This is a genomic window from Amycolatopsis sp. NPDC051128, from assembly GCF_040682715.1.
In the GTDB taxonomy this organism is placed as follows: domain Bacteria; phylum Actinomycetota; class Actinomycetes; order Mycobacteriales; family Pseudonocardiaceae; genus Amycolatopsis.
The window spans coordinates 1-14,830 of sequence record NZ_JBFBBN010000025.1; the positions used below are offsets into that span (position 1 = coordinate 1).

At 69.7% G+C, this 14,830-nt stretch carries 12 protein-coding genes; 1 reads left to right on the top strand and 11 read right to left on the bottom strand.

Annotation, left to right across the window (positions count from 1 at the left end; translation table 11 throughout):
* Positions 1-194: 194 nt before the first annotated feature.
* From AB0M82_RS24205 to AB0M82_RS24245, 9 genes are all read right to left on the bottom strand, one after another.
* Positions 195-1,082 (bottom strand): alpha/beta hydrolase, encoded by an 888-nt coding sequence (locus tag AB0M82_RS24205; RefSeq protein ID WP_364725802.1) that lies wholly within the window; start codon positions 1,080-1,082, stop codon positions 195-197.
* 189 nt (positions 1,083-1,271) lie between these two features.
* On the bottom strand, positions 1,272-4,025 hold the full coding sequence (locus AB0M82_RS24210; RefSeq protein ID WP_364725805.1) for a hypothetical protein: 2,754 nt from the start codon (positions 4,023-4,025) through the stop codon (positions 1,272-1,274).
* Between the two features lie 166 nt (positions 4,026-4,191).
* Positions 4,192-5,298: an acyl-CoA dehydrogenase family protein gene (locus AB0M82_RS24215; RefSeq protein WP_364725808.1), complete on the bottom strand. Its 1,107-nt coding sequence runs from the start codon at positions 5,296-5,298 to the stop codon at positions 4,192-4,194.
* On the bottom strand, positions 5,295-6,479 hold the full coding sequence (locus tag AB0M82_RS24220; RefSeq protein ID WP_364725811.1) for an acyl-CoA dehydrogenase family protein: 1,185 nt from the start codon (positions 6,477-6,479) through the stop codon (positions 5,295-5,297). The genes AB0M82_RS24215 and AB0M82_RS24220 overlap by 4 nt, the downstream gene beginning before the upstream one ends.
* On the bottom strand, positions 6,476-7,699 hold the full coding sequence (locus AB0M82_RS24225) for an acyl-CoA dehydrogenase family protein (RefSeq protein ID WP_364725814.1): 1,224 nt from the start codon (positions 7,697-7,699) through the stop codon (positions 6,476-6,478). The genes AB0M82_RS24220 and AB0M82_RS24225 overlap by 4 nt, the downstream gene beginning before the upstream one ends.
* Positions 7,699-8,724: a phosphotransferase family protein gene (locus AB0M82_RS24230; RefSeq protein WP_364725817.1), complete on the bottom strand. Its 1,026-nt coding sequence runs from the start codon at positions 8,722-8,724 to the stop codon at positions 7,699-7,701. The genes AB0M82_RS24225 and AB0M82_RS24230 overlap by 1 nt, the downstream gene beginning before the upstream one ends.
* A 151-nt stretch (positions 8,725-8,875) precedes the next feature.
* A complete protein-coding gene (locus tag AB0M82_RS24235; RefSeq protein WP_364725820.1) occupies positions 8,876-9,328 on the bottom strand; it encodes a MaoC family dehydratase in 453 nt (150 codons plus the stop codon).
* 5 nt (positions 9,329-9,333) lie between these two features.
* Positions 9,334-10,095, bottom strand: a complete 762-nt coding sequence (fabG, locus tag AB0M82_RS24240; RefSeq protein ID WP_364725823.1) for a 3-oxoacyl-ACP reductase FabG — start codon at positions 10,093-10,095, stop codon at positions 9,334-9,336.
* 335 nt (positions 10,096-10,430) lie between these two features.
* The gene (locus AB0M82_RS24245) at positions 10,431-10,733 is read right to left on the bottom strand and encodes a hypothetical protein (protein ID WP_364725825.1); all 303 of its coding nucleotides are present in this window, start codon (positions 10,731-10,733) and stop codon (positions 10,431-10,433) included.
* A gap of 157 nt (positions 10,734-10,890) precedes the next feature.
* On the opposite strand from AB0M82_RS24245, the gene AB0M82_RS24250 reads away from it, so the two are divergent.
* Positions 10,891-12,153, top strand: coding sequence for an MFS transporter (locus AB0M82_RS24250; protein ID WP_364725828.1), 1,263 nt, complete (start codon positions 10,891-10,893; stop codon positions 12,151-12,153).
* Between the two features lie 322 nt (positions 12,154-12,475).
* Here AB0M82_RS24250 and AB0M82_RS24255 read toward each other — a convergent pair whose 3' ends face one another.
* Together AB0M82_RS24255 and AB0M82_RS24260 are read right to left on the bottom strand one after the other, a co-directional pair.
* On the bottom strand, positions 12,476-13,219 hold the full coding sequence (locus AB0M82_RS24255) for a helix-turn-helix domain-containing protein (RefSeq protein WP_364725831.1): 744 nt from the start codon (positions 13,217-13,219) through the stop codon (positions 12,476-12,478).
* Positions 13,220-13,365: 146 nt separating this feature from the next.
* Positions 13,366-14,814 (bottom strand): amino acid adenylation domain-containing protein, encoded by a 1,449-nt coding sequence (locus tag AB0M82_RS24260; protein WP_364725834.1) that lies wholly within the window; start codon positions 14,812-14,814, stop codon positions 13,366-13,368.
* Between the last annotated feature and the right edge of the window lie 16 nt (positions 14,815-14,830).

Sequence of the window (14,830 nt, forward strand, 5' to 3'; positions counted from 1 at the left end):
CATCAGCCTCTGCCCCCACCGCATCGGCCCGATCGTCCAAGCAGCACTCGTCCTCACCCACCACGAACACCACGGACGCTACTGAGAAAACCTCATTGGGGCCCTCGTACCCGGGTTGTACTCGGGCGATCCCGCGGTGCCGCCAGGGGCCGCCTGGGCCCGGCTATCGCGAACACGGATCCGGGAAACACGCCCTAGTGCCGCCGGAGGTGGTCGAGCAGCAGGGCGATGACCTCGTCCGGGGCTTCCATCGCCATCCACTGGCTCGCGCCCTCGATGATCTGGAACCGGTACTCGGCGTCGATGTGGTGGACGGTCAGTTCGGCGGCGTTCTGGCCGAGGTACGGGTCCTCGCTGCCCCAGAGGTAGAGCGTCGGCACGGCGATCCGGCCGGCGGGGATCTCGAAAAGGTCGTTCGTGGCGCCGCGGTACCAATTCAGCGTCGCGGTGAGCGCGCCCGGTTCGGAAAGGCGCGCGATCGTGCGTTCGACGAACTCGGCCGGAATCCGGCGGTTGTAGACAGCGCGTAATTGCGCGGCTTCGTCGTGTAAAAGATATTTCTCGGCTTTGCCGCCGCCGCGGCGGAAGAAGCGGATGTAGCCGAGGTCGTGGAGTTGCCCGTCGTCGGTCGCGACCGCGGCCTGCAGGGCCGCCGGGTGCGGCGTGGAGAGCACGGTCAGCGACCGCAGCCGGTCCGGGTGCGCGGTCGCGAGCGCCCAGGCCACCATGCCGCCCCAGTCGCGGGCGACCAGGTGGAACCGCTCGGCGCCCTGGCTGTCGGCGAAGGCCAGCGCGTCGCCGACCAGGGCGTCGAGCGAATAGTGCTCGACGCCGTCCGGGCGTGCTCTCGGGGCGTAGCCGCGCTGGTCGACGGCCACCGCGCGGTAGCCGGCCTCGCCGAGGGCATGGAGCTGCTCGGTCCAGGCTTCGGCGAACTCCGGCCAGCCGTGCAGGAACAGGACGAACTCGCCCGACGCGGGCCCGGCGGCGAGCGCGCTGTGGCGGTGGCCGCCGACGGCGATGGTCAATTCCTCGAGCCTGCCGGGCGAACCCGCGTCCGTCGGCGCGACGGCGATTTCCATGGCGCCAGGCTAGAGCGGAGCCGTCGGGAAAAACCATGGGAAGAAGGGCATTTTTGCCACCCTTTTGCCACGGCGGTGTCCTGGCTCACAGGATTTTCGCTCAAGTGAGCGAAAATATGAAAGAAAGCTGAAGTTTCTTCATGAACCGGGCGGGGCTCACCGGTTCCGGAAAGCCCCGCCCGTGTGTGCTCAGTCGCCCGCCGCCGACGCGTCCCGGACGGAGAACGAGTAGTACGCCGTCTCGGTGAGCCCGCCGTCGGCCCGCCGGCCCTGGACGGTGAAGTAGTAGCTGCCGTAGCTCTCCGGGGTCCAGTCGATCGCCGCCGTCCCGTCCGTCCCGGCCGGGACGGCGCGTTCCGGCTCGTCGGTGCTGTCCGGCCAGCTCTTGTGCACCTGGTAGACGTACTCGGTCATCCCGGGCGCGTTCGGGGTGAAGGTGAAGGTCCCGGGCACCCCCGGCCCGACGGAGGTCTCGTCGGCGGGGTAACCCGCCGACGACACCAGCGGCTTGTCGGTCACGGTGAACGAGTAGTACCCCCATTCGGACGTCCGGCCGTCCGCGGCCCGGGCCCGCACGTAGACGGTGTGGTATCCGGACGTCGTCGGCGTGTACGCCGCGGTCGCCTTGCCGTCGGGACCCGCCGGGACGTCCGTCGTGGTGTAGCTGTCCACCGCGAACTCGAACGCCACCGTGCCCGCCATCCGCGAGCTCAGCTGGAACGTGCCGGGCCGCATCGGCCCGGCCGGCCACCGGACGAAGTCGGCCGACGTGACGACCGGGCTGTCGTACACGGTGAAGAACGTCGAACCCTCGGCCGAGAGCACTCCTGCCGTGTTGCGCGCCTGCGCGGTGAACCAGACGTTCCCGGCCTCGGTGGGTGTCCAGGTGACCTCGGCCGTGCCATCCGGCCGGGCCGGCACGGTCAGCTTGTGCGCGGGGTCGGTGGACGGCCAGTAGACGAACTCTGCGGTGTCCTTCATCGACGACCGGAAGGTGAACGTGCCCGGCTGCCCGGGCGCGTCCGCGCCGCCGGTGCGCGTGACGTACGGTGCCGCGCCGTCGACCAGCAGGCTCAGGTAGCGCACTTCGGACCGGACTCCGGCCGCGTCGGTGCTGCGGACCCGCAGGCTCACCGAGCCGGGCTTCGGCGGCGTCCAGGTGAACGAGCCCGTGCCGTCGGCCCGGGCGGGCACGGTGACCGGGTCGCCGATCGGCGCGTCCTGGTAGTCGGTGAACCAGTAGGTGTACGAAGTGGTGCCGGCCAGCCGGGGCGTCAGCTGGAACGTGGTCGCCGAACCGATCTGGACGCCGCCGTCCACGGTGATGTCCGGCGCGGTGTCGACCTGGAACTTGTACTCGCGGTCGAGCGAAACCGTCCCGTCAGCGCCGGTGTTGCGCACGTACAGCACGTTCTCGCCGCCGTGCGTCGGCGCCAGTGTCACGTGGGCGTTGCCGTCGGCGTCGGCCGCCACGGTCTGCTCCGGCGCGTTCTCCAGGTGGTAGGTGTAGCTCACCGTGTCCGGCAGGCCCGGACTGAGGTCGAACACCCCGGGCACGCCGACGTTGCCGTCGCGGTTGGGGTAGTAGGGCGGGTAGAGCGTCGACCAGACGTACGGCCGGATGTCCTTGACGGTGAAGACGCGGCCCTGGTCCCAGGAGTAGTTGTTCGCGCGGTCGACGCTGCGGACCACGACTTCGAACAGGCCGCTGTCCCGTGGCGTGAAGGTGATCGTCGCGGGTCCGCCGAGCGATTCGGCCGGCACCGACGTCCACTCGATCGGGTCCTGGCTGTCGAGGTCGTAGATCCGGTACTCGTAGCGCGCGACGTCGGTGGACCCGTGTGCCGTGAACGTGAACTGCCCGGGCACGCCGATGCCGCCGCGCGGCTCCCACTGGTTGTCGGTCAGGTAGACGTCGGAGGTGACGTCGGGAACCTCCGGCTTGATGCTGTCCGGGGTGAGGTAGCAGGTCGGGGACCAGTCCGAGGTGTCGACGCCGTCGGTGACCCGCAGCCGCCACGCGTAGGTGTGGTCCGCCGGCAGCCAGGGGTTGTCGAACTGGGCGTACGCGTGCCCGTCCGTCACCGCCCAGTCGAGGTCGCGGCGCACCGACGGGTCGTCGACCGACCACATCTCCCAGTGCGCGGTCAGCTCCTGGCCGGGATCCGGATCGGTGACGTCGGCGTAGTGGCCGGTGATCGGGATGTCGTAGGCCCGGGTGAACACTCCGGGCGCGGTCGTCGCGCACGGCGCGTCGGGGTAGGCCGTACGCAGGTTCGCCGGCACGCTCGGCGGCGTGTTGTAGGAGACCTTCAGGCTGACGTCATCGGCGAACCAGCGGCCGTAGCGGGGGTCCAGCTCGTGCGCCGCGGGCACCCGAAGCTCGAGGGTGAGCGTCTTTTCCCCACCCTGCACGGCTTTCGTGACGGCGGCGGTGAGGTCGAGGTCCGTGAGGTCGGCCGGGCAGCCGGCGGTAAGCGCCCCGGCCGTCGCCAGCCGGGTCTGCTCCTTGGGCGGGTTCGCCCACGACGACTTCCCGGTGAGCGGGGCGGTTGACCAGAGTTCGACCGCGCGGTGCGCGCAGTCGGTGGCGCGCTTCTCCGGGATGGTCAGGGCGGCGGTGACGACGTGCTTGCCGCGCAGCGACGTCAGGTCGAGCGTGTAGTACGAGCGGGACACGTGCGGCCCCTTGGCGTCCACTCGCGCGCCGACCGGCGCGTCACCGGGCGGGTTCACCTTGACGTGCAAGGGATCGGCGGCGTCGGTGAACGCCCACGACGACCGCGACAGCGTCTTCACGGGCAGGGGTGGCGGTTCGGCGGCCGAGGCGACGGACGGCAGCACGGCCGCCGTCCCGGTGAGCAGCAGCGTGGTGGTCAGCAGCGTGACCACCCGTCTTCTTCGTCCGGGCAGCGTCGAGCGCCGCACATGGGTGCGCAACATCGGTGGGTCCCCTCGAAACGCGGGGGCAACCGGTAGCCACCCCCAGGCGTGTTCACCTCAGCACCCGGACAACCGGGTCGTCAAGGGATCACCAGGTCGCAGCGGATCGCGCGTGACACAACCGAAACACGCCGTGTTTCGGCGGTGCCACGCGCGATCGTGCGGCTCAAACCGGCAGGTTCACCAGGTCCGCCAGCCGGGCCCGGTGGCGGCCCGGGGTGCCGAGGGCGAGCTCGTCGGCCTTGGCGCGCTTGAGGTACAGGTGCGCCGGGTGCTCCCACGTCATCCCGATGCCGCCGTGCAGCTGGATGGCCTCCTCCGTCGCGTGGACCGCGATCGGCGCGTTGCGGGCCTGCGCGACCGCCACCGCGATCGGCACGTCGGTGCCCGTCGCCAGGGAGTCGGCCGCGTAGCGCGCGGCCGCCCGGGCGAGCACCAGGTCCGTGTAGAGGTTCGCCAGCCGGTGCTTGAGCGACTGGAACCCGCCGACCGGGCGGCCGAACTGGTACCGGCCCTTCAGGTACCGCACCGTCTCGGTGAGCGCCCACTCGGCGACCCCGGTCTGCTCCGAAGCCAGGATGCCGGCCCCGAACAGCAGCGCCTCCTCCAGCGCGGAAGCCGCCTGCGCGCCGGACGCCACCAAAGTCGCGGGCGCGTTCGCCAGCACCACGTCGGACACGCGCCGCGTCAGGTCGAACGAGACCAGTTCGGTCACCGTCGCGGCCGCGGCCTCGACGACGTACAGCGCTGGCCCGTCCGGGCCGGCCGCGGGGACGACGAGCAGGTCCGCCACCGACGCGTCGGCGACCGTGCCCACCCGGCCGCTCAAGGTCCCGGAAGCCGATGCCGTCACCGACGACGGGAAGCCCGCGCCCGGCGCCGTCGACAGCGGCACGGCCAGCGCGCCGATCGCCGAACCCGCGGCGAGCCGGCCGACGAAGTCGCGGTCCGGCGTGTGCAGCAGCGCCGTCGTCGCCAGGACGACGCTGCCCAGGAACGGCACCGGCGCCACGCTGCGGCCCAGCTCCTCGGCCACCACGGCGACCTCGCGGGCCGACGCGCCGTGCCCGCCCAGCTCCTCCGGCACCGCCAGTCCGGCCACCCCGACCTCGTCGGCCAGCGTGCGCCACAGCTTCAGGTCGTAGCCCTCGGGGGTCTCGATGCGCGCCAGCAACGAGGCAGCGTCGGCCTTCGCGGTGAGCAGGTTCCGGACCGAAGCCCGCAGGTCGGTTTCAATGTCGGAATACAACAGATCGGGCGGTGTTTGACTCATCGGGGGAGGTCCTTCCAGGCGACGTCCTTGTCGACGCGGGGTTCCGAGGGCAGCCCCAGCACGCGCTCGGCGATGATGTTGCGCAGGACCTCCGAGGTGCCACCCTCGATGGAGTTCCCCTTGGCGCGCAGGTAGCGGTAGCCGGCTTCGCGGCCGGTGAAGTCGACGATCGCCGGGCGCCGGAACGACCAGTCGTCGTACGCCAGGCCCTCATCGCCGAGCAGCTCGACCTCCAGCCCGGTCAGCGCCTGGTTCAGCTCCGAGAAGGCGACCTTCATCGCCGAGCCCTCCGGGCCGGGCGCGCCGGCCGTCAGCTGCTGGCGCAGCCGGGTGCCGGCCAGCCGCAGGGTCTCCGCCTCGACCCAGTGCCGCACCAGCCGGTCGCGCAGCTCCGGCGTGCGCAGCTCGGGCCGCTCGCGCCAGGTCTTCGCGACGATGCCGATCAGCCCGCCCTCGCGCGGCTGGACGTACCCGCCGATCGCGACGCGCTCGTTCATCAGCGTGGTCTGCGCGACCTTCCAGCCCTCGCCGACCGCGCCGAGCCGGTGGGCGTCCGGGATCCGGACGTCGGTGAGGAACACCTCGTTGAACTCGGCCTCGCCGGTGATCTGGCGCAGCGGCCGGACCTCGACGCCGGGCGCGGTCATGTCGCACAGGAAGTACGTCATGCCCTGGTGCTTCGGCACGTCCGGGTCGGTGCGGGTGACCAGGATCGCCCACTGCGACTCGTGCGCCCCGGACGTCCACACCTTCTGGCCGGTGACGATCCAGTCGTCGCCGTCGCGGACGGCGCGGGTGCCCAGCGCGGCGAGGTCGGAGCCGGCGCCCGGTTCGCTGAACAGCTGGCACCAGACCTCCTCGCCGGTCCACAGTGGACGCAGGAAGCGCTCGCGCTGCTCCGGCGTGCCGAAGGCGAGGATGGTCGGCGCGGCCATGCCGAGGCCGATGCCGATCCGGCGCGGGTTGTTGTCCGGCGCGCCCGCGTCGGTGAACACGGCGTCCACAACGGACTGCAGCGCGCGCGGCGCGTTCTGCCCGCCGAGGCCGGCGGGGAAGTGGACCCAGGCGAGCCCGGCGTCGAACCGGGCCCGCAGGAAGTCCATCCGCTCAGTCGTCTTCGGGTCGTGCGTGGCCAGGAATTCGGTCGCCTGGCGGGTCAGGTCTTCGGCGGTGACAGTCACTTCGCGCCCTCCGAGAGGTACTTCTTCAGTTCGCGGCGGGCCAGCGACCGCTTGTGCACCTCGTCCGGCCCGTCGGCCAAGCGCAGCGTGCGGTTCCCCGCCCACATCGCGGCCAGCGGGAAGTCCTGGCTGACGCCGCCCGCGCCGTGCACCTGCACGGCCTTGTCGAGGATCCACTCCACGGTGCTGGGGGTGGAGATCTTGATCGCCTGGATCTCGGTGTGCGCGCCCTGGTTGCCGACGGTGTCCATCAGCCAGGCGGTCTTGAGCACGAGCAGCCGCTGCTGCTCGATCTTCACGCGCGACTCGGCGATCCAGTCCTGCACCACGCCCTGCTGGGCGATCGGCTTGCCGAACGCCTCGCGCGAGATCGCACGGCGGCACATCAGCTCCAGCGCGCGTTCGGCCATTCCGATGGCGCGCATGCAGTGGTGGATCCGGCCCGGCCCGAGCCGGGCCTGGGCGATGGCGAACCCGTCGCCTTCACCGGCGACGAGGTTCTCGACCGGCACCCGGACGTCCTCGAACAGCACCTCGGCGTGGCCGCCGTGGTCGCTGTCGTCGTAGCCGAAGACGTGCATGCCGCGCTTGACCGTGAGGCCCGGCGTGTCGCGGGGGACCAGGATCATGCTCTGCTGCTTGTGCGGCGCGGCGTCCGGATCGGTCTTGCCCATCACGATGAAGATCTTGCAGGCCGGGTTCATCGCCCCGGAGATGTACCACTTGCGGCCGTTGATCACGTACTCGTCGCCGTCGCGGCGGATGGCGGTCTCGATGTTGCGGGCGTCGGAGGAGGCGACGTCCGGCTCGGTCATCGCGAACGCGGAGCGGATCTCGCCGTTCAGCAGCGGGTCCAGCCACTGCTTCTGCTGCGCCTCGGTGCCGAACATGGCCAGCACTTCCATGTTCCCGGTGTCCGGGGCGGCGCAGTTGAGCGCGGTCGGGGCGAGCCGGATGCTGCGGCCGGTGATCTCGGCCAGCGGCGCGTACTGCAGGTTCGTCAGGCCCGCGCCGTGCTCGCCGGGGAGGAAGAAGTTCCACAGGCCGCGCTTGCGCGCTTCGGCCTTGAGCTCCTCGACGACGGGCGGGATCGCCCACGGGTCGTCGCGTTCGGCGAGCTGCTGCTCGAACACCGGCTCGGCGGGATAGATGTGCGAGTCCATGAACTCGAGGAGCTTCCCGCGCAGCTCCTCGGTCTTCTCGTCGAACGCGAAGTCCATTACTTCTCCTCTTTGAGAATCTCGTTGCCGTGCGAGATGAGCGGCGCGACCCCGGCGCCGACGCCTTCGAAGCCCGCCCCGACCGTCTGGCCCTTGGTGTAGCGGTAGTAGATGCCTTCCAGGATCACGGCCAGCTTGAAGAACGCGAAGCTGACGTACCAGCCGAGCTGGGAGACGTCCCGCCCCGAGCGCTCGGCGTAGCGGGCGACGACCTCGTCGGTGCCCGGGTAGCCGGGGGCCGAGCTGGCGTTCGACACGAACGGCAGCGACACCTTGTCGCGCTCGGCGTAGGCCACCAGCAGCGCGAGGTCGGTCAGCGGGTCGCCCAGGGTCGACATCTCCCAGTCGAGCACGGCCGAAATCTCGTCGTTCCCGTCGACCAGCACGTTGTCCAGGCGGTAGTCGCCGTGGATGATCGACGGTTCGCCGGAGACCGGCACCGCCGCGGCGAGCCGGTCGTGCAGGTCCTCGATGCCGGGCAGGTCCCGGCTGCGGGACGCGTCGAGCTGCTTCTTCCACCGCCGCAGCTGCCGCTCCAGGAAGCCCTCCGGCCGGCCGAAGTCACCCAGCCCAAGGGCTTCCTGGTCCACCGCGTGCAGGTCGACGAGGGTGTCGACCAGTGCGTCGGCGATGGCCCGGGTGCGCTCCGGCCCGAGGTTCGCGAGTTCGGCCGCGGTCCGGTAGGGCGTGCCGTCGACGAAGCTCATGACGTAGAACCGCGCCCCGACGACGTCGGCGTCCTCGCACAGCAGCAGGGCTTCGGGCACCGGGACAGCGGTGTCGCGCAGGCCCGAGATCACCCGGAACTCGCGGCCCATGTCGTGCGCGGTGGGCAGCACGTGACCCAGCGGCGGGCGGCGCACCACCCAGCGTGACCGGCCGTCGCCCACCACGTAGGTGAGGTTCGACCGGCCGCCTTCCACGACGTCCGCGGTCAGCTCCCCGGCGACCAGGCCGGGGAGCCGCGCGTCGAGGTAGGCGCGCAGGCGGCCCAGGTCGAGACCCGGCGGGTCGGTCTTGCTCATTCGGCCTCCTCAAGCAGGGCGCGAGGATAGCATACCGACTAGTCGGTATGGCGCAAAACAGACTTGGTGAAGCCGCACTTTCCCTATGAAAGATACGTCCAGGGGGCCTTCGGACGTCACTTTCATAGGGAAAGATGCGTTCGGGAGGGTGTCACGCCAGGAACCGCGTCACCCATTCGGCGACGCAGGCGGGCTTCGCCTCGCCGTCGATCTCGACGGTCCACCGCGAAACGGCCTGCTTGCCGCCCGGGATGTCGGTGATCTCGACCAGCTCGGCCCCGGCGCGCACCTTCGAGCCGACCTTCACCGGCTGCGGGAAGCGCACCTTGTTGAGGCCGTAGTTGATGCCCATCTTGATGCCGTTGACCCGGTAGATCTTCGGCCCGAACGCCGACAGCAGCGACAGCGTCAGGAAGCCGTGGGCGATGGTGCCGCCGAACGGCCCCGCGGCTGCCCGCGGCTCGTCCACGTGGATCCACTGGTGGTCGTCGGTGGCGTCGGCGAACTGGTTCACCCGCTCCTGAGTGATCGTGTGCCACTCGCTGTACCCGAGGTGCTCGCCGACCGCGGCGGCGAACTCGTCGAGGTTCTGGAACTCGCGCATCGGCCTCAGTCCTTCGGTCCGCCGGCTACGTAGATGACCTGGCCCGAGATGAACCCGGCGCCCTCGCTGACCAGGAACGACGTCAGGTTGGCGATGTCGTCCGGCGTGCCGACGCGCTGCACCGGGATCTGCGCCGCGGCCGCCGCCTTGAAGTCCTCGAAGCTCATGCCGATCCGCTCGGCCGTCGCGGCCGTCATGTCGGTGGCGATGAAGCCCGGCGCGATCGCGTTGGCGGTGACGTTGAACTTGCCCAGCTCGATGGCGAGGGTCTTGGTGAAGCCCTGCATGCCGGCCTTCGCCGCGGAGTAGTTGACCTGGCCGCGGTTGCCGAGCGCCGAGGTGCTGGACAGGTTGACGATCCGGCCCCACTTCTGCTCGGTCATGTGCTTCTGCACCGCGCGGGTCATCAGGAACGAGCCCTTGAGGTGCACGCCGAGTACGGAGTCCCAGTCCTGCTCGGTCATCTTGAAGAGGAGGTTGTCGCGGGTGATGCCGGCGTTGTTGACCAGCACGACCGGCGGGCCGAGCTCGTCGGCGACCCGGGTGACGGCGGCCTCGACCTGCTCGGCGTCACTGACGTCCAGCGTGACGCCGACGGCCTTGCCGCCCTGGGCGATGATCGCCTCGGCACCCTGCTTGACGCCGGCCTCGTCCAGGTCCAGCAGGCCGACGGCGAACCCGTCGGCGGCCAGCCGCGCCGCGACGGCGGCGCCGATGCCGCGGCCGGCACCGGTGACCACGGCGACACGGGAAGGGGAATCGGTCACGGGGGACCTCCTCGTCGTTGAGAAAGCGGGCTCGTGCCCGCGAGCCTACTAAGCGGTTGGTCACTGACGATACGCGAGAGGTCCCCGAAGTGGTGACACCATGCGCAGGATCATAGCCACTGTCGGGGTCGAGAAGCCGGTAGTCCGCTTGGGGGAACCGCTTCGGGTAGACGTGACTCGCGTGATTGGGCCCGTAACTCGCGTGATTGAGGCCGTAACTCGCGAGTTACGGCTCCAGTCACGCGGGTTACGGCTCTGATCACGTCGGTTACGGCCCCGGTCACGCGGGTTACGGGTTTGGGACCAGCCGGCTGGGCCCTTGAACTTGGCCGGCGTCAGCCCGGGATATTTGAGCGCTGGAGTACCTCGTCTCTGTCGCCGACGCCTTGGCCGTGCCCGCGGACTTGCGCCGAGCAGTCAGGCCGATCGGTGGCGTCGAGGTGACCTGCCTGCACCATCGTCGGCGCTCGAGTGTCATGTCTACGGGTCAGCTCGTCGCGGTCGATGTCGGCGGCGCCGAGGTGCTGGCGGGCGGCGTCGGTGAGGTGCTGGCTGATCGCAGCGGCCAGGCTTCCGCAGTATCTGATTCGAATATCGATACCTGTCACTTGGAAGCCGCAACTGAATCTCTTCCGCACGTTCTCTCGTATGCCTGCTGTTTGGTCGTCGAGAGAGTTGGAAGCTGGGTTCCAGCAGTGGTGGGACGAGTGAATATGCGATCCTGTAGCGCGGATCTGCTAATCTTGCTGCCAGGAGTAACCAGCTTCTAACGCCTGACTGAAGGAACTCTTGAAGGTGTGTAAAAAGGAATACGGTAACGCTAAGGTGAAATTAGGCGGCCGCTTCCACCGGCTCTTTGCTGCCACGTTGGTGTCGGCTACCGGCACCGGCATGCATGCGGCCGCGTTACCCCTGCTGGTCCTCCAAATCACCAGTAGTCCGGTGGCGTTGAGTCTTGTTGTCGTGGCTGTCGAGATTCCCTGGGTGCTGGTTTCGCTGCACGCCGGTGTCGTGGTCGATCGGCTGGATCGCAGGCGGGTGATGGTGTGGGCGGACGTCGCCCGTTTCGCGGTCCTGGTCGCTCTCGTGGTACTGATCCTGACTGCGCGAGTAAACCTGACCTGGCTGGTGCTTGCGGCCTTCCTGTTGGGTGTTGGCCAGGTCTTCTTCGATCTGGCGGCTCAGTCGGCTGTTCCTGATTTCGTGTCACGGGATCAACGGCGCCTCTCGATCGCGAACGGGCGGATCGCCGCGGCGGAAATCAACGGCGAGGACTTCGTCGGGCCACCGCTGGGCTCCACGTTGTTCGGTTTGTGGAATGTCCTGCCATTCGCAGGTAACGCACTCTCCTTCGCGGCCAGTGGTGTGTTGATCCGGTCGATCCGTGCGGGCGCCACGACTGAGGTGACGTCCGACGATCCACGCAAAAGCGCGCGGAAGGAAATCGTCGAGGGTATCCGGTGGCTGCTCGGAAACCGCACCCTTCGGGCACTGGCCGCGATCACCTGCCTTAGCAACATTGTCGCCTCGGCTCAGTTTGCGATGCTGGCCCTGCTCGCCAAGCAAGTTCTCGGACTTCCGGACTTCGGTTTCGGCTTGTTGTTGACTGCCACCGCGGTGGGGGCAACGGCTGGGGGGCTGGCGTCCTCGGTCGTCAGCAAGCGATTCGGCCCCGGCACGGTATTGCTTGCGGGGAAGGCGGGCGTAGGTGTGGCCGTTCTGGTGCTGGGACTCGTCGCCAATACATGGGTTGCGGCTCTCATGATGATGGCGACCGGTGCGCTGACGACTGCGCAGAATGTCGTAGTCAGCACGCTCCGCCAGCAGATCGTGCCCCGTCGCCTCTTGGGAAGGGTGCTCTCGTCGAGCAGGATGGTAGTAATGATCGGAGGCCCGGTTGGTGCCGCACTCAGCGGCGTCCTTGCCAATGCGTTTGGGGTCCAGATCCCGTATGTGGCGGGCGGAGTTTTCCTCTTCTTGGTGACGCTGATCGCCTATCCCAGACTGAATAGCCGCGCGCTGGCAAGCGCCATGGAAGAATCAGCCGTGCGGACGTGACCATCAGAAACTTCACGCAGCGCGGTATTGACTTTCGGTTAGCGATTTCTGCAGCGTAGCCGGGCCGGGTGTTGCCCGCATCCTGTGACCATCGTGTCGCTCGGTTGACGCTGATGCCGAGAAGTCCGCTGACGGCGGCGGCAGACATTTCGGCCGCCAGTTCGAACAACGCGCTGTTGCGGCTTGCGGGCAGGATCGGCTGCCCGGGCACGACCCCTTCGGCACCACGTCATCGCGAGGCCGGATGTCCGCCTCCGCACGTCAGGTCGCTGGTTGAGTCGGGCAGCGCGCATGGACCCACACGCAGATCCGGGGAGGCGGGCTAATACCGCTGCGCGTACCAGGTCGGCGGCTCGCCGAACATGCTCTTGAAGTCGCGGATGAAGTGGCCCTGGTCGGCGTAGCCGAGGTCCGCCGCCAGCGCGGCCCAGTCGATCACCCCGCCGGCGGCCATGCGTGCGGTCACCTCGTGCAGGCGGTAGCGGCGGATCACCCACTTGGGCCCGATGCCGACGTACTCCGCGAACAGCCGTTGCAGCGCCCGCATGCTCAGCCCCAGCTCGGCGGCGAGGCGTTCAACCCTGGTCACGGCCTTGTCCTTGGCGACCAGGTCGACCGCGGCCACCGCCTGGCGCACCCGGGGATCGTCGTCCGGCAGGTGGTTCAGCAGGAACGCATCCACGGTCGGCACGTCGAGCGTCGTGGGCAGGTCCGGGCCGAACACCTCGGCCGCGGGGACGACGCGGTCGGTGATCGTCGAGACGGAGGCACCGAGGAACGGGCGGAAGCAGCCCGGCCGGAACGCGACGCCGAAGACGTGATCGCGGCCCTCGAGGACCCTGAGCTGGTAGCCGCTGCACACGCCGTTGACGTTCGCGCGGCCGCCGCCGAACGACAGGTGCACGTTCGGGTACGGCACGATCTTCTGCCGGTAGGGCTCGGCGTAGTCCCAGCGAGCCTCCCAGTACCGCGCTACCCATGGCGCAAGCGCCGGCGACGGGTCGTGGAACGCGTGGCGCTGATAGCTGGTCCACGCACTCCGCAGCTCACGAACGTCCCGCCCCACACCGCAGAGTGTACGTCGCCTTTGTTCAAGGATTCCTCTGCCGCGCAAGCGGTCAACGGAACGGCCGTGAATGGCCCGGCCTGACGGCGATGTCGTCACCCGGCCTCTGCCTCGGCGCGTACGGACAGAAGGGGCCGGACACGACGTCACCCGGCTGGCGTAGGCAGCTCGCGGCGGTTCAGCTTCCCGTTGGGCAGCAACGGCATCCGGTCGAGGACGAGCACCCGATACGGGATCAGGTGCGCCGGCAACCGCGCGGCGAGCGCGGACCGCAGGTGTCCGGCGTCGGCGGGGCCCACGACGTAGCCGATCACCCGCCCGTCGCGCAGCGCGGCGGCGGCGCGGACGACCCCCGGCTCCCGCAGCAGCGCGTCCTCGATCGCGCCGAGCTCCACCCGCTGACCCCGCTGCTCGACCTGCTCGGTGCCGCGGCCGAGGTAGTCGTGGTTGCCGTCGGCGCGGGCCCGCACGACGTCGCCGGTGCGGTACATCCGCGCACCCGGCACGAACGGGTCGGCGACGAACAGCGACGCGGTCAACGCGGGCCGCTCGCGGTACCCACGGGCCACGCCCGCGCCGCCGATGTAGAGCTCGCCGATCCCGCCCGGCTCGACCGGCCGGAGCCGGCCGTCGAGAACGTAGGCGTGGACACGGGGTATCGGCGTGCCGAGCGGCACGATCGCGGTGTCGCCGAGCACGTCGACGTCCGGGCGCAGCAGGAGGGAGTCCACGGTGGTTTCGGTGAGGCCGTAGGCGTTGAGCACCACCGAGCCCGGTCGCAGCCGCCCGGCGAGCTCGCGGAAGTCGGCTGCCGGCCATCCTTCCGAGCCGACCGACATCAGCCGCATGACGGGCAGTTCCCCCGCACGGCCGAGGGCCTTCGCCTGGGCGGGGACCAGTTCGGTCGCGTCGGCGCCGTAGCGGCGGAACTCGGCGAGCAGCTCGACCGGATCGGCCACCGCCTCGCGGGTCGCGATGACCATCGTCCCGCCGGCGAACACCGAGCGCAGCAGGTCGGCGAAGAAGAGATCCACGCCGATCCCGATGACGGAGACGAAGGTCAGCGGCTTCTCGCGCAGCCCGAACAGCTCGTCCCACGCCGCGAAGACGTGCTCGAGGTGGCGGTGCTCGACGCCCACCGGCTTGGGCTTGCCCGACGTGCCCGAGGTGTACATGACGTAGGCGAGGTTCTCGGGCCGGAGCTCGACGTCCGGGGCGTGGTCGGGCTGCCCGGCCACGGCGTCGCCGAGCCGCACGTCGTCCGCGACCTCCGTGGTGTTGGTGAGCACGAGCGAGACACCCGCGTCCGCCCCCATCCAGGCCACGAGGTCGGACGGGTACACCGGATCGAGCGGCAGGCAGGCCGCACCGGATTTGAGGACGCCGAGCGCGCCGACCGCCATCTCGAACCCGCGGTCCATCCGCAGCCCCACCAGGTCCTCGGGCCGCAGGCCCCGCCCGACGACGTACTGGGCGACCCGGTTGGCCTCGCGGTCGAGCTGCGCGAAGGACATGCGCTCGCCCGCGTGGACGAGAGCGGTGGCGTCGGGCGTCTCGGCGACCCTGGCCGCGAAGAGATCGAGCAAACGTTCCATGAGTGCCCCCAGACAG

What these genes read in the sequence shown, in the direction of transcription:
- AB0M82_RS24205 (WP_364725802.1), bottom strand. Translation starts at nt 1,082, where the DNA reads ATGGAAATCGCCGTCGCGCCGACGGACGCGGGTTCGCCCGGCAGGCTC.
- AB0M82_RS24210 (WP_364725805.1), bottom strand. Translation starts at nt 4,025, where the DNA reads ATGTTGCGCACCCATGTGCGGCGCTCGACGCTGCCCGGACGAAGAAGA.
- AB0M82_RS24215 (WP_364725808.1), bottom strand. Translation starts at nt 5,298, where the DNA reads ATGAGTCAAACACCGCCCGATCTGTTGTATTCCGACATTGAAACCGAC.
- AB0M82_RS24225 (WP_364725814.1), bottom strand. Translation starts at nt 7,699, where the DNA reads ATGGACTTCGCGTTCGACGAGAAGACCGAGGAGCTGCGCGGGAAGCTC.
- AB0M82_RS24230 (WP_364725817.1), bottom strand. Translation starts at nt 8,724, where the DNA reads ATGAGCAAGACCGACCCGCCGGGTCTCGACCTGGGCCGCCTGCGCGCC.
- AB0M82_RS24235 (WP_364725820.1), bottom strand. Translation starts at nt 9,328, where the DNA reads ATGCGCGAGTTCCAGAACCTCGACGAGTTCGCCGCCGCGGTCGGCGAG.
- AB0M82_RS24260 (WP_364725834.1), bottom strand. Translation starts at nt 14,814, where the DNA reads ATGGAACGTTTGCTCGATCTCTTCGCGGCCAGGGTCGCCGAGACGCCC.